Genomic DNA, 20839 nt, shown 5'->3' with positions numbered 1-20839 from the left:
GTTTTAATATATAATTCATTTTAATAGCACAAAAATAGTATAAATCCTCTTATGGCAAAAGTAAAATATTATTACGATGCAGACACGCTTTCTTACAGGAAAATTACTGTAAAGAAAGGCGAGTATTACAAAAAAACTATTTTCGGAATTTTAGCTTTATTCTTAACTGCCTTTATTGGTTTTATTGTTTTTAGTCAAGTTATAATGTCGCCAAATGAGCGTGCTCAAAAAAGAGAGTTAGAAAATTTAAAGCTGCATTACGAGTTACTTTCAAAAAGAATGCAAGAAGGATCGTCTATTCTAGCACAATTACAAGAAAGAGATAATAATATTTATAGAACTTATTTCGAAGCAAATCCAATTTCAGATGAACAAAGAACTGCAGGTTTTGGCGGTGTAAATAGGTATGAGAAATTAGAAGGTTTTGATAATTCTAAGATGATAATGAACCTAACTAAAGACATCGATATACTTTCTAAACAATTGGTGGTTCAATCTAAATCTTTAGACGAAATAGTTACTTTAGCAAAAGAAAAAGAGAACATGTTGGCGTCAATTCCAGCAATTCTACCTGTTAAATTAGAAGATTTAACAAGAATGGCTTCTGGTTACAAATGGAGAATGCATCCAATTTTAAAAATTAGAAAATTCCATAAAGGGATGGATTTTACTGCGCCAACAGGAACGCCTATTTTCGCTTCAGGAAACGGAACTGTTATAAGAGCCCAAAGAAGTGCTACTTTTGGTAAAGTTGTTTATATAGATCATGGTTATGGGTATAAAACTATTTATGCACACATGAGTAAAATGAAGGCTAGAAAAGGGCAAAAAGTAAAACGTGGAGATTTAATTGGTTACGTTGGTAATACTGGTCGTTCTGTTTCTTCACATTTACATTATGAGGTTCATAAAAATGATAGAGCTTTAAATCCTATAAATTTTTACTACGGAGATTTAACTCCAGAAGAGTTTGCTGCAATGCAAAAAGCTGCAGAAGAAGAAGGACAATCTTACGATTAACTCTATTTATTTTTTACATTTTTATTGATTTTAAAAGTTATTATAATTTAATCATTGTTATTTGCTTAACTTGTAGTTAGTTTTCTATTTTTGAATACTGAATACTGAATACTGAATACTGAATACTGAATACTGAATACTGAATATAAATGCATATAGATTTACCCGAAAAAAGGTATTATAAAATAGGTGAAGTTGCCAAAGCTTTTAACGTAAATACATCTTTAATTCGTTTTTGGGAAAAAGAGTTTGATATTATCAAACCAAAAAAAAATGCCAAAGGAAACCGTTTATTTACTCAAGAAGATATTAAAAATTTCAAATTAATCTTTAATTTAGTTAAAGAAAGAGGCTTTACTTTAGAAGGAGCAAAACAAAAGTTGAAGAAAAATCCAGCATCTACTTTTGATAAACATGAAATTATTACAAGATTAGAAGCTGTTAAAGCAGAGTTGGTTAAAATTAAAAATCAACTGTAACTCTTTTACTTTTTTTGTGTCTAACAATTAAAATTGGCTTTATATTCTGATGAATATTAGGTAGTTTTGTAAAACAGAAATCAAAAATCAATCAAAAATTAAAAACTAGAAATTATGAAAAAATGGTTAATTCCAGTAATAGTAATCGCAGTTATTGCTTATTCACTTTACAGTTGGGCAGTAGGATTTAACAATACAGCAGTAGAATATCAAGAAGATGCTAAAACAGCTTGGTCTAATGTAGAGAGTTCTTATCAAAGAAGAAATGATTTAATAGGAAACTTAGTAAAAACTGTACAAGGAGCTGCAGATTTTGAAAAAGAAACCTTGACAGATGTAATTAATGCAAGAGCAAAAGCAACTTCTGTAAACATTAATGCTGGAGATTTAACACCAGAAAAAATGGCTCAATTTCAACAAGCACAAGCAGGAATGAGTGGAGCACTTTCAAAATTATTAGTTTCTGTAGAACGTTATCCAGAGCTAAAAGCAAACGCAAACTTTTTAGAGTTACAAAGTCAGTTAGAAGGAACAGAAAATAGAATTAACATTGCGAGAGATCGATTTAATGGAGGTGTAAATGTTTACAATAAACTGATCAAAAAATTCCCTGGCTCTATATTAGCAGGTGTTTTTAATTTTGATGCAATGGAACGTTTTAAATCGAATCCTGGTTCAGAAAACGCACCAGATGTTAACTTTGATTTTAACAAGAAAAAAGAATAAAAATGTCTAAAGTAGAAGCATTTCTTACTCAAGAAGAAGAACAAGAAATTATTTCTGCTATTAGAACTGCAGAGAAAAATACTTCTGGCGAAATTCGTATTCATATTGAAGCTTCTTCAGAGAAGAATCATGATGAACGTGCGTTAGAAGTATTTCATTTGCTAAAAATGAACAATACCAAAGATGAAAATGCGGTATTGATTTATGTTGCTGTAAATGACAAGAAATTTGTTATTTATGGTGATAAAGGAATTAATAATGTTGTTCCTGATAACTTTTGGAATTCAACAAAAGACGTAATGCAAAATCATTTTAAACATGGTAATTTTAAACAAGGAATTGTAGATGGAATCTTAAAAGCAGGCGAAGAATTACAAGAACATTTTCCTTGGCAGATTGATGATGAAGATGAACTTTCTAATGAGATTTCTAAAGGATGAAAAAGATAGTTTTTAGTTCTCAGTTTTTAGTTTTTAGTAGAAAATTGTTAGTAATACTTAGTTTTATATTTTCTCTAGGTCTTTTTTCTCAAGGATATGAGATTCCTGAAAAGCCAAAGTTTCAAACTAGTGTTTATGATTATATTGGTTTACTTTCTAGTGGGCAAAAATCTAGTTTAGAGAGAAAATTAATACGTTATTCAGATACTACTTCAACTCAAATAGTAACTATAATTATTGCTTCCACCGAAGGTGAAAACATAAACTATTTAGCGGCAAATTGGGGAGAAAAATGGGGTTTTGGAGATGCTGAAAAAGATAACGGAATTATAGTTTTGTTAGCTAAAGATGATAGAAAAATTGCTATTCAAGCGGGTAAAGGAACAGAACATTTATTAACAGATTTTCAGTCTAAAAGAATTATTGAAAGAGTTATAATTCCTGAGTTTAAAAAAGGAGATTATTATAGTGGTTTAGACAAAGGATCAGATTATCTTTTTAAAACTTTAAACGGCGAGTTTCAAGGTGTAAGACAAGAAGATTCTGAGTTCGATCCAGGAATTATAATCTTTGTAATTATCATCATCATTATTTTTATTTTTATTTTAATCTCTAGAGGAAATAAGAATAATAGAGGTGGAAGAAGAGGTTATAGAAGACGTTCTGTTGCAGAAGATATTTTTGAAGCCATAATTTTAAGTAATGCAGGTAGAGGAGGAGGAAGCTTTGGAGGTTCTTCTAGTGGAGGTTTTGGCGGTTCTTCTGGTGGCTTTGGCGGCGGATTTGGTGGTGGAAGTTTTGGTGGAGGTGGAGCTTCTGGTGGTTGGTAAAAGACTCTTTATTTTCTTAAAAAAACTCAGATATTTATTGTAAAACATCATTTCTCTTGAAAAAAATAGCATTATTATTCAGTGTATTATTATTTATTGGTTGCCAAAATTTTGGAAATTTAAAATTCATATCAAATTTATCTAAAAACTTAGAGGAAGTTTCTGGAACTGAAGTTGTTTCAGATTCTAAATTAATTTGGATGTTAAATGATGGAGGCAACAAACCCAAAATCTATGGAGTTTCTAAAAAAGGGAAAATTGTAAAAGACATTACCATAAAAGCAAAAAATAACGACTGGGAAGATTTAGCATCTGATGAAAAAGGAAATCTTTATATAGGTGATTTTGGGAACAATGAAAGCGATAGAAAAAACTTAACTATTTTAAAAATAAAACATAAAGATTTATCGAGTTCTAAAAAAGTTGAGGTGGAAAAAATTAAGTTTTATTACCCAAATCAAACAAAATTTCCGCCCAAAAAGAAGGAATATTTTTTCGACTCAGAATCTTTTTTCTATTACAAGAATTCATTCTATATTTTTACTAAAAGTAGGGTGAAAAATAAATTTGGAAAAACGTCTTTATATAAGATTCCAACAAAAAAAGGAAATCATAAAGCAGAATTTATTTCTGAATTTAATAATGGTAAAGAAATGGATTCTTGGATTACTTCTGCAGATATTTCTAATGATGGAAGTAAAGTAGCTTTGCTTTCTCCATCATCAGTTTTAATTTTTTCTGATTATAAAAATGATGATTTTTTATCAGGAAAACTGACTAAAATTCCATTAAATTACATTTCTCAAAAAGAAGGAATAACATTTAAGAACAAAAACACTTTATTAATTACCGATGAAAAAGCACATGGAGTTGGAGGTAACTTTTATGAGCTAAAACTTAATTAAAAAGCAACTACAAACTTATAAAGTAACATAGACCAACCTACAATTAAAAACAAGCCGCCTAAAGGTGTAATTGGACCTAAAAATTTTAGTTTTTTATTATTTGCAGAAGAAATTACCAATCCGTAAATTGAAAAAGAAAACAGTATTATTCCAACTATAAAGGCATAAATAATAGCGTTATTTATGGTTACATCATTATTTAATTGAAAGCCTAAAAGTAGTAATACTATGGCATGGTACATTTGGTATTTTACTCCTGTTTCAAAACTCTGTAATTGTTCTGTAGTTAGTTTTTTCTTTAATAAATGTGCTCCAAATGCACCAAATATTACTGCTGTTAAACCAAATATTGCTCCAAAAACTAATGCGATTTTATCCATGTTTATTAAAATTTAAATCCTAAACTAATTGCTAATCTTAAGCCATCATCACTATTAAATAAAGCAAGATTTGCTCCTAACAAATTTGCAGCATTAATGAAAACTCCACCTCCATAAGAAGTGTTCCAATTTTTAAATGTAAAAGTTGGGTTTACTGTTAAACTTTGTTCTCCCCAAACTCTTCCGTAATCAAAACCACCATAAATACCAATATTTAAAGGAGCTAAACCTGTTTTAACGCTTTTTATATTAACACGTATATCAGAACTATGATAAAATGAGTTTTTCCCTGTAAATCTTTGATTTCTATAAGCTCTTAAACCATCATTTCCTCCAATGCTTGCAGCTTGATAAAACTCATACGAATCTCCAAAAGTAAAATGACTTTTAACTTTAGTAGCTAAAACTATTTGTCCACTAGAAACTAATTTATGGTCAAATGAAATAGAAGGAATTAAATAACCAAAATTATTTTTATTTGCTAAGTTAGATGTATAACCAACTTTTATGAAAGTTTTCATTCCCATTGTTGTAAAAACATTATTGTCTGAGTTTTCAAACTGATAACTAGCTTCACTATTTATAAATTTATTTTTTTTAAAAACAGAAGAATTTGGAGAAAATTGATTGTTTAAATAACGGCCAGAAATATTTTCTACTTCTATTTTTTGAAAATTTACACCTAATTTAATTTTTGCTCCCAAATCTCCTTTCCAATGAAGATAAGAACCGGCAAATAGTTTTCTTGTTTTAACTCTATTATAATCTTCTTCTTTTAGATCTTTAGCCTCTGGATTTGATGAGTTGTTACCCAAACCAAAATAGTTTATAGTAAAATTTGGACTCGTAAAAGTTGCATTTACACCCAAGTTCCAGGCTTTAAATACATTGGCAAATTCACTTGAGTGGTTTAGTTCAAAACCTTTAGTTGCAAAATAGAAAGAAGCATCTAAAACGTGTTGTGAAGAAAATGGATTTCTTTCAAAACCAAAAGCTGTATAAATATTAGAAACTCCAATTTTTATACCATCATCTGGATTAAAACCTATAGATGGTGTAATCATATATTGATTCTTCTTAAGTTTCTTATAATCATAAACATTTGTTTCGTAATCATCCGTTAACTTTTTTCTACCATTTTTAGTTATAAAAGTGTTCTTTTTAGATTTGTAGTCGTAAATTTTTACTCTTTTACCATTTATAATATTATAAGTATCGTTGTTTTGACCACCAATAATTCTAATCATTATTTGGCAAGTTCCATTGCCTTTTACAACAAAAGTATCTTTATCATCTAAACCATAAATCCAAATTTCTTTTGTGTAATCTTTGGTGTATTTTTTTTGATGAAAAATGGTGCTTTTTTCTCCTTTCTTTAATCTGTATCCTGTAATTAACGTTTCACCATTTTCTAATCTTTCAATATCAAACCAATCATCTTTTTGAGTACCTCTTATTACTTGAAATTCGTTTATATCGTTAAAGTATAAATCAGAAATCTTCTGAAGATTACTTCTTCTTCCTTTTAGTTTTCTTTTAATATCTAAGATGGTTTTATCGTTAACTTCAGTAGGAAAATCATTAAAAGCTTCATCAATTACAGTATCTGTTAGATTTGTAGTGATATGTTTTACTTGAGCATCCCAATCTTCTTTTTTAGCATTGGTAATTAAAACCATATCTAAAGGGTAAGGTTCTAAATTAAACCATTTAGGTTTTTTTAATTCTTCTTTATAAGATTGCATTAGTTTTAAAGCGGGAATCGTTTTTGTAACAAAGTTCAACAAAAAACCATCTCCCATTATAGAAAAAGCTTGGTCTCTATCTCTAGGAATTGGTCTATAAACTGTTTGCTTTCCTTCTTTAAAAACAGCCCATCTCCATTGGTCTTCATGTCTGTCCCAATCACCAATTAACATATCAAATAAACGCGCTTTTATATAGGCATTTTCATCCAAAAGATGTTTTTCGTTTTTATTTAAATTCTCTAATAAATCATCTGTACTTATTACCTTATTGGCAAACCCAAAACTGGCTTTATCTCCATGACCAGAAGCTGCTCTTTCTTCAATCATATATAATTCGTCTCCAAATTCAGAATTGAAATGACCTAAACTATTTTGTTTTGGTATATAATATAAAACAGGATTTGTATGATAAATACCAACTGCATCAGACAACTTGCCAATAACAAAAGGTGCATAAGGATGTGACCCTGTAAAAACATCGTTCAATAAATTTTCTGTTTTAGTATCATCAAACTGGCCTTCAATATATTGATCTTTAAAAGCTACTGCTTGTAAGTATTGCACTGCATTTTTACGTAAAGCACGCATTACATATTCTCTACCTTTATTGTCTATCAATCTTAAAGATTTAGATTGATGTCCACCCCCTTTTCTAACAGGTTTTAATCCGCCAAAAAGTGTGTCTAAATCTACAGTTAGAGCATTTACTTCTGTGCCAAAATATTTTCTGTAACGTTCTCCCCACAAAAATTTATAAAACCTACTTTTATTGATTTCTTCTTTGGTATAAATAGAAGCTGTTTTTTCTGAAATTCTATTTTGAGGAAACGTTGTGTACTGTTTTTTTTCAAAAGCTTCTAAAACTTCAGTTTTATAAACAATTTTATCATCTTTTACGGTATAAAAAAGAACATTTGAAGAACCATCTTTGTAAATATTTAATTTTGCAAAACCTTGTTCTCCATAAGTAAATTTAGCATTTCCTGTTAATTTAGTTGGAGTTGTTTTTGATCCAGAACCACTAACTATTTGAGGTAAATTGTCTTCTACTATGTATTGTAAATTATGATCATGACCAGAAACAAAAATAGTTCTGTCGTTTTCTTGAGATAATGTTACAATCCGTTTTTTAAGTTCATTATATTTTTTATTTTGTATGTCAGTATTTGTTAATCCAGATGTTTTACGAATTAAATTTTTGAGAGAACCTAAAATAGGTAGAGGACTCATATGGCTTCCAAAAGAATATTTTCCTCCATGAGAACCATTTGTAAACATTGGGTGATGCAGTGCTACAATAGTAGTTTTTCCTCTTGCTTTTTTTATCAATCCTTCAAATTCATCTAAAAACTTTGTTCTTGTTTTTATCTCACAATTATCATTTATTGTTGGGTGTTTGTCCCAATTTGTTAAATACCAATGCGTATCAACAATAATTAAAACAATGTCTTTAGAGATTTCTACTTTTTCTAAAGGACAACCATTCTGCGGTAAAAAAGAGTTTTTACCCAAAGCTTTTTCAACTAACTTTTCTTCTCGTTTTAGGCCATCTAAACCGTTGTACCAATCATGATTTCCAGGAATAAATATTGAGTTTCCTTTAAATATTTTGGCAACATCAGTTTGTGCTTCAATTCTTCTTTTTGCTAAAGGGTAGTTTTTAGATTTTTTCTTCGGAATTCCTGTTTCGTAAACATTATCTCCTAAAAAAAGCAATGTTGATTCTTTTGATGAATTTTCAATATGCTTTTTTAAAAAGTTTAAAGCAGGAGAATTATTTGTTAAAGTAGAATTACCAGCATCACCAATTAAATAAAAAGTATGCGCTATTTTTGAATTACTTTTTATAGTTTTAGTAGTTGTTTCATCAGAAAATTGAGCTTTATAAGTAGCACAACCTGTTAGTAAAACAAACAAAACAAAATATAAAAAAGATTTAAATGGAGTCATGAAAAAGATTAGATAGCAAAGTAAAAATAAATAATTTAAATAGAATTGATATATGATAGATAATCTTCTTGTGTATCAATATCCTTTAATGGTTTTTCTCTTTCTATTTTAATAATTTCTGATGTATGATTTTTTAAAAACTTTTGAGCACCTTTATCTCCTTTTAAAAGTAAAAGTTGATTAAAATATTTTTTAGGGAAAACCGCAGGAACACCTGGTTTTTGAGAATAATTAGAAGCAATTATTTTTTGAGGATTTTGCAAAGAAAGATTTATTAAACTATTTAAATATTTAGGATTAATTTCTGGTTGATCTGATAACAAAATTAAAATAGAATTTAAATTTGAATGTTTTTTCTGAATATAATTTACACCATAAACAATGCTTGAACTTAATCCTTCTTCAAAATTTTCATTGAAAATGTAGTTCATGTTTTTGATATTGGTTTCTTTTTTGATTTTTTCTGCATTAGCACCTAAAACGCAAAATACGTTTTCAGGATTTATATTTTTGGCAGTTTCTAAAGTGATTTCTAATAAGGTTTTGTTATTAATTTTTAGCAATTGTTTAATAGCCTTCATTCTTGAAGATTTTCCTGCAGCTAAAACTAAAATTGCGAGTGAATTCATTTTAATTATGAATTTTACCATTTAATTTTCTTAAAGAAAAAGGCTCTTTCTTTCTGATTACTGATAAAATTTCGGCAACTATAGAAATAGCGATTTCTTCTGGAGTTTGAGCACCTATATGTAAACCTGCAGGTGTATAAATAGTTTCTAAAAAGTCATCAGAAATATCTGGTACAAATTCAAAAAGTTCGTTAAACAAACGCTCTCTTCTGTTTGGAGCGCCTAAAATTCCTATATATTTTGGTTTGTATTCAGAAAGTTTTACAGCATATTTTAAATCCTGCACATAGCTATGATTCATAATTACAATGGCCGTATTTTCTTCAATATTTTTAAATTGAATGGTTTCAGAAGCATTACCAATTACGGAATTTGCTCCAGGAAAATCTGAAATTTGTTTGCTGTCTTTTACAGAAGTAATTACATCTATTTCCCAACCAAGGTTTGATGCCACTTTACAAAGTTTAACGGCATCATGTTCACCACCAATAATTATTAATTTGAAACTTGGTTGTAAAATTTGGGAATAAATTGCCAAATCCTTTTCATTTTTATAAGAATTAGAAAATTTAAATTGTTCTTTGTTTTCAAAAGTTATAATAGAACCAAAATCACCAAAAGCTTCATTTTCTTTGGTAAAATTACTTTCAATTTTTATGGTTTCTCTATTTTTAGTTGCTTTAGAAAAAGTATTTATAAATTCATCAGAAACTAAAAAAGGTTCAATTAAAATATACAAAACACCTTCGCAACCTAATTTATATCTACCATCGTAAGTGATGATTTTCGGTTTGTTATCTGAGAAAACACTTTTTGATCTGTGAATAATTTCTTTTTCTACACAGCCTCCAGAAACTGCACCAACAGAATTTAAATCTTCAGAAATTAACATTCTTACTCCAGGTTTTCTATAAGAAGAACCGTCTAAATGTACCACTGTCGCTAACACATTTTTCAATCCTTTTTTTTGATTGATGACAGCTTGAAAGATAATTTCTTTGAATTCGTGAATCATTTATTTTGATAAAGTTGTTTCTAATATAAGGTTTTTTTAGAATTATTAAATTGATTCTTAATCTTCTAATTCCATTCTAATTTTTTTCTTTCAGACCAGTAAAATTCAGGAGCAACTTTAAAAGAATTTAACAATTCAATTTCATCATTAGAAAGTGAAAATGAATTCAGTTTTAAATTCTCTTTTAATTGTTCAGAATTACTTGCTCCACTTAAAACAATGCTATTTGTGATTGTTTGCTCGCAATATTTCAAAGAAATTGCATCTACACCAACATTATGTTTTTTAGCTAAATTTTCTAAAATAGCATACATTTTATCATAATGGGGATATTTTTCGTTCTTAAAAATTCTTCCATTTGCTAAAGCTTCTTTAATAATAATCGATTTGTTTTTACGAATTAATTCATCAGAAATATCGCTTAAACTCTGGTCTAAAAAGTTATAAGTTACCTGAAATAAATCAAAAATTGGTGCTCCATCAACAAATACATCCAATGCTTTTTTAATTACTTCAACTTGGTTTGTTCCTGTTGTTGTCAATCCTATTTTTAAGTTGTGTTCTTTTTTTAAAAAAGCCAATTGTTTTAAAACTTCTTTGTTTTCTAAAACTCCGGTTTCTAAAGTTGCAGAATGAATTTGATATACTTTTAAATAGGGCAGTAATTGTTTAGAGAAATCCCACTGTTCATTTAATTTAGATAAACTATGTTCTTTTACTTCATGAACTTTAGCGTTTGCATCAAAATTTGCGGTATATGTATACCCCCATTTTGTAGCAACTTCAATAGTTTTGTCGTTTTTAGTTTGCAGCCATTCTAACAATAATTCTTCTGCCAAACCATAACCTGGAGCAGTATCAAAATAACGAATTCCAGAATTATAAGCATTTTCTAGTACTGAAAAACTTTGTTTTCTAAATTCAGTTAAGTTTGAGTTGTCGCATTCTTCTAAACGAACATTTATATATTGTGGTCTACCTAAAGCAGCAGTTCCTAATCCTAATTGCATATTTTTATTTTTTTTAAAAGTCATTTTTTAGCTTTTAACTATTAAAGATTTCTCCACAAGGTCGAAATGACAAATTAATTTATTTTTTTAAGAACTACAAGATAACATAGAACATCCTACTTTGTTTCTTGCCCATTCTGGTCTTTTTGCAAACCATTTTTGATTTTTTGGTTGTTCTGAATATGGTTTTTTTAAAAGTTGAAATAATTCGTCAATTAAATCGTAATTCCCTTTGTCAGCTTCATCAATTGCTAGCTGCGACATGTAGTTTCTTAACACATATTTAGGATTTACAGCATTCATTTTTTCTTTTCTATCTTCGTTTGTATGGAATTCCATCTGTAATCTTTGAAAATAAGTGTCAAACCATAAATTCCATTGGATTTTTACTTCATCAGAAATATCATCTAAATTATAAAAAGCATTTTCTATAATATTTAAACTATTACTTTTATCGACTTTGTCAAAATTAGCCAAATTTCTAAAAAAGATAGTCATATCAGTTTCTACCAATTGTAAATTATCTTCTAAATTTTGAATCAGTTTTAAATCATCTTTATGATTGGTATATAAACCTAATTTAGATTGCATCATTCTTAAAGATCTATGCTCAAAATCAATTTTATATTGTTCTAAAATAGCATTTAAAGGTTCCACTTCTTCTATAATTGGGTACAAAGCATTTGCTAATTGATACAAATTCCACAAACCAATATTTGGCTGATTTCCATATCTGTAGCGTTTGTGTTGTCTGTCTGTTGTGTTAGGCGTCCAACCAAAATCGAAACCTTCTAACCAACCATAAGGTCCATAATCAATCGTTAAACCTAGAATAGACATGTTATCTGTATTCATAACTCCATGCACAAAACCAACACGTTGCCAATCAATAATCATATTTAAAGTACGTTCTGAAACTTCCTTAAAAAAGTTGATATAATTTTCTTTTGATGGCTTTCCTAAATGCGAAAAATGATGTTTGATGGTATAGTCTACCAAAACTTTTAAATTCTTTACATCTTTTCTAGCTGCAAAAATTTCATAATTTCCAAATCGTAAAAAAGAAGGTGAAATTCTAGAAACAATTGCGCCTTTTTCGTAAGCAGGATTTCCATCATACAAAACATCACGTAAAACATCATCTCCAGATAAACTTAACGACAAAGATCTTGTTGTTGCAACGCCTAAATGAAACATTGCTTCTGCGCATAAATATTCTCTAACAGAAGATCGCAAAACTGCTAATCCATCTGCAGTTCTAGAATATGGAGTTTCTCCTGCGCCTTTTAATTGTACTTTCCAGTTTTTATTTTGATGTTGAACTTCAAATAAATTAATTGCTCTTCCATCACCTAATTGTCCTGCCCAGTTTCCAAATTGATGTCCGCCATAACACATCGCAAACGGTTTTGTGTTAGGATAAATTTCGTTTCCGGTAACAATATTTTTAAAGAATTCTGATTTTGTTTCTTCTTCAGAAATATTTAATTCTGAAGCCATTTCTGGAGAAATATGTAACACTTTAGGTGCATTTGTTTTCTTTGGATTTGCATATGAAAATACAGCCTCAGTAACTTGTCTTCTAGAGTTTTCTAGATTTGAGTCTGCAGGGTTTTCTGATGTGAAAGTATTTTTTATGTTTAGTTTTATCATAACTTATCAATCCATTTTTGTAAATCTTTATCAGAAGGATTTCTTAATTTTTTATCATTAATAGTAATTGTAGGGAAATTTAGTTTTTTATTTTCATACAAGTTACGCAATTCTTCTGCAAAGTTTTTATTTTGTTCTACATCTAAAAACGCGTAATCTAAATTACGCGTTTTTAAAAATGTTTTATAATATTGAGTTTTATGGCATTTTTCTGCGCCAAATAATTTAATCATGTTACTTCAATTTGTCTGCATGTAATTTTCTCAATTTTGCTAATTTTGGTGCAATTACAAAACTACAATATCCTTGTTGAGCGTTTTCTCTATAATAATTTTGATGTTCTTGTTCAGCTTCATAAAAAATTTCTAAAGGACTAATTTCTGTCACAATTTTGTCATCATAAAAAGGTTGAATTTGCTTCAACACTTCCTCAGTAATTTGTTGTTGATGTTTATCATGATAATATATTACTGAGCGATATTGAGTTCCTCTATCTGCTCCTTGTCTGTTTAAAGTTGTTGGATCATGCGTTGTCATAAAAATGACTAAAATATCTTCAAAAGAAATAATTTCTGCATCAAAAGTAATTTGAATTACTTCTGTATGACCTGTTAAGCCAGAACATATTTCCCTATACGTTGGTTTTCCTGGAGCATTTCCGCCAGAATAACCAGAAACCACTTTTTCTACGCCTTTTACTTCTTGGAATACAGCTTCTGTACACCAAAAACATCCACCTCCTAAAGTGGCAATTTGTAAGTTTTTATTCATTTTTAAGAATCGCCTTTCTCTAATTGCATAGATTCAGAATTAATACAATAACGCAATCCACTAGGTGCTGGTCCATCAGGAAAAACATGTCCTAAATGGGCATCACAAGCATTACACATTACTTCAACTCTTACCATACCAAAAGATACATCTTTATGATATTTAATGGCATTTTCTTTAATAGGTTGTGTAAAACTTGGCCAACCAGAACTAGAATCGAACTTAATTGTAGAATCAAATAAAGGAGTGTTACAACAAATGCAGTTGTATTGTCCTTCATCATAAATACTACACAAATCACCAGTATGTGGTCTTTCTGTTCCTTTTTGTCTTGTAATTCTAAATTGCTCTTCAGTTAATTGAGCTTTCCATTCTTTTTCAGATTTTTCAACTCTTTTATCTGGAGTTGGATTTCCTTTTACAGTGAAGTTGATAACTTCTTTCCAAGTTAGCATATTTTATTCCTTTCTTTTTTATGTTAGTATTTTATGCTCTCTTTTTTAGGCGTAAAAACGCTTGCTACCTTACAAATAATTCTTAATTTGTAAGCTGTTGAAAGCAATTCATAAATTTACGACGAATATTGACAAAGTATTGAATGGAGTTATAATTTCTTTTGATTCATTTATAAAATAATTTTACATGAGCACATTAATTCTTGAAACAGAAAAGTACGTTTCTAATTTATTAAATACAGATTTAGAGAAAAAATATGTGTATCATAATTTAGCACATACACAAAGAGTAGTAAAAAAGACAAAAGAGCTTGCAGAAAATTTAAAAATTGCTAAAACTGCTTCAGAGAACATAGAAATTGCAGCCTGGTTTCATGATACTGGTTTTATAAAAGGAGCAGAAAATCATGAAGAAGAAAGTCTAAGAATTGCTGTAGATTTTTTAAAAAATAATAAAGTTTCAGGTAAAAGGATTGAAAAGATATCTAATCTTATTTTGGCAACTAAAATGAAGCATCAACCTAAAGATGATTTAGAGAAAATAATTATTGATGCAGATTGTGCACATTTAGCTTCTAAAAACTTTTTTGAATATACTTTTTTACTAAGAAAAGAGTGGGAGTTAACTGGTTGTAAAAAGGTGTCTGATACAGAATGGGTTAAAGATAATATCGCTTTTTTTTCTGAACAACATCGTTTTAATACAGATTATGCTTTAAAAAATTGGACAAAAACTAAAGAGAAAAATTTATCTAAACTGTTTAAAAAGCAAAAGGAAATAAAAGAAGAACATAAAAAATTTTATCAAAAACAAGATGCTTTAAACTTAAAGAAAGAGAAAGGAAATGTACCTGAACGTGGAGTTGAAACTATGTTTAGAGTCGCTTTAAAAAACCACATGACTTTAAGTAATATTGCAGATACAAAAGCAAATATTTTACTTTCTGTAAATGCAATTATTGTTTCTTTAGCATTGTCTAATTTGTTGCCAAAACTAGACAATCCTTCAAATAGTTATTTAATACTACCAACAGTTGTTTTTATCATTTTTACAGTTGCATCAATTATTTTATCAATTATAGCAACAAGACCAAATGTTACCAAAGGAAATTTCACCAAAGAAGATGTTGCAAATAAAGATGTAAACTTATTATTCTTTGGTAATTTTCATCAAATGAAATTAAAAGATTTTGAGTGGGGAATTACAGAAATGATGAAAGATAAAGATTATTTATACAGCTCTTTAACTAAAGATTTGTATTTTTTAGGATTGGTTTTAAATAGAAAATACAAAATACTCAGAATTACTTATACTGTTTTTATGATAGGTATAATTGTGAGTGTTTTAGCTTTTGCTTTATCATTTAAAATGCAAGAAACAGGCGGTGTTTTATAAATTAAGCTTCAATTTCTTTAATTAAATCATTAAAAGTAATTGTTTTGTTTTCATCAAAATCTTTTTGATATACAACCTCTACTCTTAACGCTTTTAATCCAGTAACACCTTGTAAATCTTCTAGTTCTAAAAATTCAATTTTTCCTAATTGATTTTTAGATTGTAAATAATTAATATACTTTATATACTCTAAAGCATCTTTATCTTGAGAATAAACAATAGCAACTTTACCAGGAACTGTTAAACGTTCTTCTGAATTTTTTATATGTGCTTTGTCTATTCGTTTTTTAATGATTTCGTACCTTATATTATAGGCTCCATCAACATCAAATTGCTTTTCATCCATTCTAAATTTTATAGCCATTGCATTGCTATGAACTAGAATTAATGATGCAACTCGTAAATCATGTTTCATATTTTTACGCTCGTAAAATGCAAGGTTTTCCATTTCACAAGTAGTTTGTAATTGCCATAAACGCAAATTGTATAAATACAAACTGTCAAAGGTTTTGCTCTGCGTAATAGATTGGCCTATGTACATGTTATACTCAACACCATCTGTTTTGTATCGCTCAAAATAATGAGGAAACATTTCTTGCGCTTCCTTTTGTTTGTTGTCTAAGAATTTAGCTAGCTTATCATTTAAAAGTGTAACACTATTTTCGTACTCTTTTCTTTTTTCGTAAACAACATTTAGTTTTTTATCTAAACGATTCATGTAAACGCTTACTTTTTTAGAAAGTGCTGTGTTAATGTCTTTAATATGATTAAAAACAGGATAAATTTCTCTATTTAAAAAATCTAAAATACTAACTTCATCACCAGCATTTAATCCTTTTTCTACATCTTTTAAATAAGATGAAACTCTAAACATTAATTCGTTGTAAATTGGTAGTTTTTCTGATTTACAAGCATCTTTAAGGACTGTAATTGCTAATGATAGTTGCGTGATTAAATCTTCTTTTATAGCTGAGTTTCTTGCTTCAGAAGAGCCTTTTATATCACTTTGGCCAAATAAAGGATACACATCTTTAAAAACAATTTCATCTAATTTTGCGTTTTCACTAGCTTGAGTTTCATTATGATATTTTTCTGCAGCTTCATAAAAACGCCATTTTACAGAATTATGAATAGATGTATAGTTTTCTTGAATAGTTGCTTCTAAAACATTTTGACGCTCTTCTGAAGTTCTTTTTACTGCTGCTTCAAAAACAGGGATAATGTCTTTTAATTTATTGATATTCACAGAATTTAATTCATAAGCTCTTGGAGAAGCAATTTCTAGTAAAGCCAAATCTCCATTTTCTGTTGCCTTAATAGGAATTAAAATAATACTCTGTATGTTAGAATTTTTTAGGTTTTTATAAAATCCGTTTTTGTTGGTTTTTTCACCATATTCTTCAACATCAGAAATTATAAACGTTTTATGATCTTTAAAAACAGTTTGCATAATCCCATTACAGAAATAACCAGTATCACATTTTATTTCTGAATCATTAAGTATTAAACTATTCGATTTATTAATCTTAGTTTCACAAACTTTAGTGTTTATATTGTCGAAAATAGAAAAACCTAATTTTAAATCTTTTATACTATAAAAATCTCTTAAATTACCTTGAAGATTTGGAATTAAATTTTCTCCTCCTTCTAATAAATTTGCTTTAATTGATGATAGCATTTCTTCTGATGTAACATCAAATAAATTTATAATACCAAAACCTTTAAAAATATAACTATTTGGAGGGAATTTTTCTTTCCAAAGAGCTATGTTTTCAAAATTATTAAGTAATTTTTTAAAATCTTTTTCTGTTATAAATGGGGCGTTTTTAGTAGGTGTAATATCAGAAAAATCTGCATTAAAAGCAGTTCTGTAATATTTCATTGTTCCAGTTTTTTTGTCTGGGATATCAAAATAAAATGGTCTTTTTACATCAATATGATAACCATAAACAAAACTTAAAATAAATGTACAAGCCATAATGTACATGCTATCATCTTCAAAATTACGCACATTTAATTCGTAATCTTTACCAGCATTTTTTAGAATATCGTTAAAACGATCTGTAAATTTAAAAGAGGTAAAAGAGAAAGGGATACTTGCAGCTTTTATTTCGTTTAATTTTAAAGCTTCTGGAAATAAAGGATCTAATAATAAGTTTATCTGCTCTTTATATTTCTGTAATAAAGTATAATCTGAAAAACCATCATTTAGTTCAGGATGTTTCTCAAAAATCTGCACCATTTTTATGGCAGAACTATGAAAAGGGTGATTTATAAATTCCTTTTTGGCATATTTTTCAAGCAACACAAAAACCTTTCTAAAAGAAATTTTTAGTTGTAATGGTAATTCAACTTCTGAAACTGAACTCGATTCTATTATTTTCATGTCCTTTATGTCGTAAAAAGATTTACAATATTAATATACATTTAGACGTGAAAAGGTAACATAAGTTACAGAATAATTCTATTTCTGTCTAAAATAAATTGTTATTGGTGTTCCTGTAAAATCGTAAATTTCTCTTAATTTGTTTTCTAAGAAACGTTTATAAGGATCTCTAACGTATTGTGGTAAGTTACAGAAAAATGCAAATTGTGGTGTTGGTGTAGGCAATTGCATACAATATTTAATTTTCACAAATTTACCTTTTGTAGCTGGTGGTGGGTAACTTTTAACAATGTCTAACATTGCATCATTCAATTTACTTGTAGGTATTTTTTTCTTTCTTTTTTCAAAAACTTCTACAGCAGTTTCTATCGCTTTAAATAAACGTTGCTTTGTTAAAGCAGAAATAAAAACAATTGGCACATCTGTAAAAGGTTCAATTTGTTTTCGAACCATAGCTTCAAAATCTCGCATTGTGTTGGTTTCTTTCTCAATTAAATCCCATTTATTGATTAAGATAACAATACCTTTTCTGTTTTTTTCTGCCAACCAAAATATATTTTGATCTTGTCCTTCAAAACCACGAGTAGCATCTACAACTAAAATAATAACATCAGAATATTCTATAGAACGAACCGCTCTCATTACAGAATAAAATTCTAAATCTTCTTTTACTTTAGATTTTTTACGGATTCCTGCCGTATCAACTAAATTAAAATCGAAACCAAACCTATTATATTTTGTATCAATAGAATCTCTAGTTGTACCTGCAATATTGGTTACAATGTTTCTATCTTCTCCAATTAAAGAGTTTATAAATGAAGATTTCCCTGCATTTGGTCTTCCAACTACAGCAAACCTAGGTAACTCTTCTTTTTCTAAATCTACTTCTTCAGGAGCTGGCATTTTTTCTGCTAAAGCATCTAATAAATCTCCAGTTCCACTTCCATTAATAGAAGCAATTGTATAATATTCTCCTAAACCTAGATTGTAAAATTCTACAGCATCTGGCTCACGCATTGCATTATCAACCTTATTAACTACAGTAAAAATTGGCTTTTTTACTTTGCGTAAAAGTTTAGCAACCTCAGCATCCATGGGTGTTATACCATCTTCAACATTAACTACAAAAACTATTAAATCTGCTTCTTCAATAGCAAGGTTTACTTGTTTTCTAATTTCTCCTTCAAAAATATCATCAGAACCAGTAATATATCCACCAGTATCAATAACAGAAAATTCTTTTCCATTCCAATCTGATTTTCCATAATGTCTATCTCTTGTAACTCCACTAACAGAATCTACAATAGCTTCTCTTCTCTGTACCAATCTATTAAAAAGTGTTGACTTTCCTACATTTGGTCTTCCTACAATGGCAACGATACTATTCATTTGAATTGAAATTTTTTGCAAAGATACAATTTACTATATGATAAATTATTGTAAATTGAAACAGTTATAAAATTGATTTTTATGAAAGAAAAGCAACATGTCTTAATTGAGAAGAGAAATAGTGAAGTTTTTCTGCGTCCTAGGTTTACAATTGATTTAGAAGATAATCATGAAGAAATATTAAAACAATTTTCTAATGAGTTTAAAAGTGATGATTGTAAGTTTTTAGGCAGTATTGTTGATGGACATGTTTTTATACGTGTTTCAAAGAAAGATGAGCATTTTTGGTCTCCACAATTACACTTAGAAATTATAAAAAAAACAAGCAAAACGTCTCTTTTAAAAGGATTGTTTGGACCTAAACCTCAAGTTTGGACACTCTTTATGTTTGTGCATTTTGTAATAGGAATTTCCTTTCTAGGTTTTGCGGTAATGCTTTTTAGCAATTTATCATTAAAAGAGTCTATTCTTCTTCCTTTATTAATGATGATTTTTTTACCCTTATTTTGGATTCTATTATATTTCTTAGGAAAAGTAGGGCGAGCTACAGGTAAAGATCAAATGAAAAGTTTGCATGATTTTATGATAGAAGTAATCAATCACTAACTCTGGTTATACCCAAAACGTTTTAGTTGACTTTTATCACTACGCCAATTCTTATTAACTTTTACATAAAGTTCTATATATACTTTCTTTTCGAAGAATTTTTCTAAATCTTTTCTTGCTTCAGCACCAACACGTTTCAAAGCAGAACCTTTATGTCCAATAATAATTCCTTTTTGAGTTTCTCTCTCTACCATAATTACAGATCGAATTCTAACAATATGTTCTTCTTCTTTAAACTCTTCTGTTTCCACTTCTACAGAATAAGGAATCTCTTTTTTGTAATGCATTAGAATTTTTTCTCTAATTTTTTCATTTACAAAAAATCGCTCAGACTTGTCTGTTAATTGGTCTTTTGGATAAAAAGCAGGTCCTTCTGGTAATAATTCTTTAATTTTATCAAAAACTGCAGGAACATTAAATTTTTCTAGTGCAGAAATTACAAAAACATCTGCATTAGGAACTTTGTTTCTCCAGTATTCTATTTTTTCTTCAACTTCCTCTTGAGAAGATTTATCAATCTTATTCAATAATAAAATAACAGGAATTTCGCTATGTATTATTCTTTTAAAGAAAGCTTCATTTTTTAATTCCTTCTCACCAATTTCTACCATGTAGATAAGTATATCTGCATCTTCAAAGGCAGATTTTACAAAATCCATCATGGAAGACTGCAATTCATAGGCAGGTTTTAAGATTCCAGGAGTATCAGAAAAAACAATTTGATAATCGTCTTCATTTACAATTCCAAGAATACGATGCCTTGTAGTTTGTGCTTTTGAAGTGATAATAGATAGTTTTTCACCTACCAAAGCATTCATTAATGTTGATTTACCTACGTTAGGATTTCCAATAATATTTACAAAACCAGCTTTATGTGTCATGTTGCAAAGGTAATTAGTTTTTGTAGGTGATTAGAATTTAGAGCATTAAAAAATAATTAAAATAAAGTTTGGAAAACAATTAGATTGTGTTGTATCTTTGCAGTCCAATAATTTCGGCGACATTATGAATCGCAATGTTAATAGCAAAAATGAAAGAATTGGAGAATACA

Annotated in this window: 20 protein-coding genes; 8 read left to right on the top strand and 12 right to left on the bottom strand. The window is 28.7% G+C overall.

Annotated elements, in window-relative coordinates; genetic code table 11:
* Positions 1–51: 51 nt before the first annotated feature.
* The 6 genes from PHEL85_RS08605 to PHEL85_RS08580 all read left to right on the top strand — a co-directional run bounded on the left by PHEL85_RS08605 (position 52) and on the right by PHEL85_RS08580 (position 4400).
* A complete protein-coding gene (locus PHEL85_RS08605) occupies positions 52–1020 on the top strand; it encodes a M23 family metallopeptidase (RefSeq protein ID WP_036823995.1) in 969 nt (322 codons plus the stop codon).
* 149 nt (positions 1021–1169) lie between these two features.
* Entirely contained in the window at positions 1170–1499 is a 330-nt protein-coding gene (locus PHEL85_RS08600) for a MerR family transcriptional regulator (RefSeq protein WP_036823991.1), read from the top strand.
* A gap of 114 nt (positions 1500–1613) precedes the next feature.
* Positions 1614–2225: a LemA family protein gene (locus tag PHEL85_RS08595; RefSeq protein ID WP_036823989.1), complete on the top strand. Its 612-nt coding sequence runs from the start codon at positions 1614–1616 to the stop codon at positions 2223–2225.
* 2 nt (positions 2226–2227) lie between these two features.
* Entirely contained in the window at positions 2228–2665 is a 438-nt protein-coding gene (locus PHEL85_RS08590) for a TPM domain-containing protein (RefSeq protein WP_036823986.1), read from the top strand.
* Positions 2662–3495, top strand: coding sequence for a TPM domain-containing protein (locus PHEL85_RS08585; RefSeq protein ID WP_036823983.1), 834 nt, complete (start codon positions 2662–2664; stop codon positions 3493–3495). Before PHEL85_RS08590 ends, PHEL85_RS08585 begins: the two co-directional genes overlap by 4 nt.
* 56 nt (positions 3496–3551) lie before the next feature.
* Entirely contained in the window at positions 3552–4400 is an 849-nt protein-coding gene (locus PHEL85_RS08580) for a hypothetical protein (protein WP_036823980.1), read from the top strand.
* On the opposite strand, the gene PHEL85_RS08575 is transcribed toward PHEL85_RS08580, so the two are convergent.
* From PHEL85_RS08575 to msrB, 9 genes are all read right to left on the bottom strand, one after another.
* Entirely contained in the window at positions 4397–4780 is a 384-nt protein-coding gene (locus PHEL85_RS08575; RefSeq protein WP_036823978.1) for a DUF423 domain-containing protein, read from the bottom strand. The genes PHEL85_RS08580 and PHEL85_RS08575 overlap by 4 nt on opposite strands.
* 5 nt (positions 4781–4785) lie before the next feature.
* Entirely contained in the window at positions 4786–8478 is a 3693-nt protein-coding gene (locus tag PHEL85_RS08570) for a metallophosphoesterase (protein WP_036823975.1), read from the bottom strand.
* A gap of 35 nt (positions 8479–8513) precedes the next feature.
* Positions 8514–9107, bottom strand: a complete 594-nt coding sequence (locus PHEL85_RS08565; RefSeq protein ID WP_036826070.1) for an NTP transferase domain-containing protein — start codon at positions 9105–9107, stop codon at positions 8514–8516.
* Position 9108: 1 nt separating this feature from the next.
* The gene (locus PHEL85_RS08560) at positions 9109–10122 is read right to left on the bottom strand and encodes an XdhC family protein (protein ID WP_036823972.1); all 1014 of its coding nucleotides are present in this window, start codon (positions 10120–10122) and stop codon (positions 9109–9111) included.
* Between the two features lie 65 nt (positions 10123–10187).
* Positions 10188–11132 (bottom strand): aldo/keto reductase, encoded by a 945-nt coding sequence (locus tag PHEL85_RS08555; protein ID WP_036826068.1) that lies wholly within the window; start codon positions 11130–11132, stop codon positions 10188–10190.
* Positions 11133–11219: 87 nt separating this feature from the next.
* Positions 11220–12782, bottom strand: coding sequence for a protein adenylyltransferase SelO (locus PHEL85_RS08550; protein ID WP_036826065.1), 1563 nt, complete (start codon positions 12780–12782; stop codon positions 11220–11222).
* Positions 12782–13018, bottom strand: a complete 237-nt coding sequence (locus tag PHEL85_RS08545; protein ID WP_036823968.1) for a glutaredoxin family protein — start codon at positions 13016–13018, stop codon at positions 12782–12784. The genes PHEL85_RS08550 and PHEL85_RS08545 overlap by 1 nt, the downstream gene beginning before the upstream one ends.
* Before the next feature lies 1 nt (position 13019).
* Positions 13020–13556: a peptide-methionine (S)-S-oxide reductase MsrA gene (msrA, locus tag PHEL85_RS08540; RefSeq protein ID WP_036823964.1), complete on the bottom strand. Its 537-nt coding sequence runs from the start codon at positions 13554–13556 to the stop codon at positions 13020–13022.
* Positions 13557–13558: 2 nt separating this feature from the next.
* Positions 13559–14011: a peptide-methionine (R)-S-oxide reductase MsrB gene (gene msrB, locus PHEL85_RS08535; RefSeq protein WP_036823963.1), complete on the bottom strand. Its 453-nt coding sequence runs from the start codon at positions 14009–14011 to the stop codon at positions 13559–13561.
* Between the two features lie 187 nt (positions 14012–14198).
* On the opposite strand from msrB, the gene PHEL85_RS08530 reads away from it, so the two are divergent.
* Complete coding sequence (locus PHEL85_RS08530) at positions 14199–15407, top strand: Pycsar system effector family protein (protein ID WP_036823960.1); 1209 nt, start codon at positions 14199–14201, stop codon at positions 15405–15407.
* Position 15408: 1 nt separating this feature from the next.
* Here the strand turns inward: PHEL85_RS08530 and PHEL85_RS08525 are convergent, their stop codons facing one another.
* Together PHEL85_RS08525 and der are read right to left on the bottom strand one after the other, a co-directional pair.
* On the bottom strand, positions 15409–17793 hold the full coding sequence (locus PHEL85_RS08525) for a hypothetical protein (RefSeq protein ID WP_036823956.1): 2385 nt from the start codon (positions 17791–17793) through the stop codon (positions 15409–15411).
* Positions 17794–17871: 78 nt separating this feature from the next.
* Positions 17872–19182, bottom strand: a complete 1311-nt coding sequence (gene der / locus PHEL85_RS08520; protein WP_036823953.1) for a ribosome biogenesis GTPase Der — start codon at positions 19180–19182, stop codon at positions 17872–17874.
* 81 nt (positions 19183–19263) lie between these two features.
* Between der and PHEL85_RS08515 the strand changes: the two genes are divergently transcribed.
* A complete protein-coding gene (locus PHEL85_RS08515; protein ID WP_052108511.1) occupies positions 19264–19788 on the top strand; it encodes a hypothetical protein in 525 nt (174 codons plus the stop codon).
* Here PHEL85_RS08515 and era read toward each other — a convergent pair.
* Positions 19785–20669 (bottom strand): GTPase Era, encoded by an 885-nt coding sequence (era, locus tag PHEL85_RS08510; protein WP_036823951.1) that lies wholly within the window; start codon positions 20667–20669, stop codon positions 19785–19787. The genes PHEL85_RS08515 and era overlap by 4 nt on opposite strands.
* Between the last annotated feature and the right edge of the window lie 170 nt (positions 20670–20839).

It is taken from the genome of Polaribacter sp. Hel1_85 (assembly GCF_000766795.1).
GTDB lineage: Bacteria > Bacteroidota > Bacteroidia > Flavobacteriales > Flavobacteriaceae > Polaribacter.
The sequence above is the reverse complement of the archived record's forward strand: the minus strand, read 5'-3'. Positions and strand labels throughout refer to the sequence as shown.

What these genes read in the sequence shown, in the direction of transcription:
- PHEL85_RS08545 (WP_036823968.1), bottom strand. Translation starts at nt 13,018, where the DNA reads ATGATTAAATTATTTGGCGCAGAAAAATGCCATAAAACTCAATATTAT.
- PHEL85_RS08595 (WP_036823989.1), top strand. Translation starts at nt 1,614, where the DNA reads ATGAAAAAATGGTTAATTCCAGTAATAGTAATCGCAGTTATTGCTTAT.
- PHEL85_RS08560 (WP_036823972.1), bottom strand. Translation starts at nt 10,122, where the DNA reads ATGATTCACGAATTCAAAGAAATTATCTTTCAAGCTGTCATCAATCAA.
- PHEL85_RS08515 (WP_052108511.1), top strand. Translation starts at nt 19,264, where the DNA reads ATGAAAGAAAAGCAACATGTCTTAATTGAGAAGAGAAATAGTGAAGTT.
- PHEL85_RS08585 (WP_036823983.1), top strand. Translation starts at nt 2,662, where the DNA reads ATGAAAAAGATAGTTTTTAGTTCTCAGTTTTTAGTTTTTAGTAGAAAA.
- PHEL85_RS08530 (WP_036823960.1), top strand. Translation starts at nt 14,199, where the DNA reads ATGAGCACATTAATTCTTGAAACAGAAAAGTACGTTTCTAATTTATTA.
- PHEL85_RS08575 (WP_036823978.1), bottom strand. Translation starts at nt 4,780, where the DNA reads ATGGATAAAATCGCATTAGTTTTTGGAGCAATATTTGGTTTAACAGCA.
- era (WP_036823951.1), bottom strand. Translation starts at nt 20,669, where the DNA reads ATGACACATAAAGCTGGTTTTGTAAATATTATTGGAAATCCTAACGTA.
- PHEL85_RS08570 (WP_036823975.1), bottom strand. Translation starts at nt 8,478, where the DNA reads ATGACTCCATTTAAATCTTTTTTATATTTTGTTTTGTTTGTTTTACTA.
- PHEL85_RS08565 (WP_036826070.1), bottom strand. Translation starts at nt 9,107, where the DNA reads ATGAATTCACTCGCAATTTTAGTTTTAGCTGCAGGAAAATCTTCAAGA.
- der (WP_036823953.1), bottom strand. Translation starts at nt 19,182, where the DNA reads ATGAATAGTATCGTTGCCATTGTAGGAAGACCAAATGTAGGAAAGTCA.
- msrA (WP_036823964.1), bottom strand. Translation starts at nt 13,556, where the DNA reads ATGAATAAAAACTTACAAATTGCCACTTTAGGAGGTGGATGTTTTTGG.
- msrB (WP_036823963.1), bottom strand. Translation starts at nt 14,011, where the DNA reads ATGCTAACTTGGAAAGAAGTTATCAACTTCACTGTAAAAGGAAATCCA.
- PHEL85_RS08600 (WP_036823991.1), top strand. Translation starts at nt 1,170, where the DNA reads ATGCATATAGATTTACCCGAAAAAAGGTATTATAAAATAGGTGAAGTT.
- PHEL85_RS08590 (WP_036823986.1), top strand. Translation starts at nt 2,228, where the DNA reads ATGTCTAAAGTAGAAGCATTTCTTACTCAAGAAGAAGAACAAGAAATT.
- PHEL85_RS08605 (WP_036823995.1), top strand. Translation starts at nt 52, where the DNA reads ATGGCAAAAGTAAAATATTATTACGATGCAGACACGCTTTCTTACAGG.
- PHEL85_RS08525 (WP_036823956.1), bottom strand. Translation starts at nt 17,793, where the DNA reads ATGAAAATAATAGAATCGAGTTCAGTTTCAGAAGTTGAATTACCATTA.
- PHEL85_RS08555 (WP_036826068.1), bottom strand. Translation starts at nt 11,132, where the DNA reads ATGCAATTAGGATTAGGAACTGCTGCTTTAGGTAGACCACAATATATA.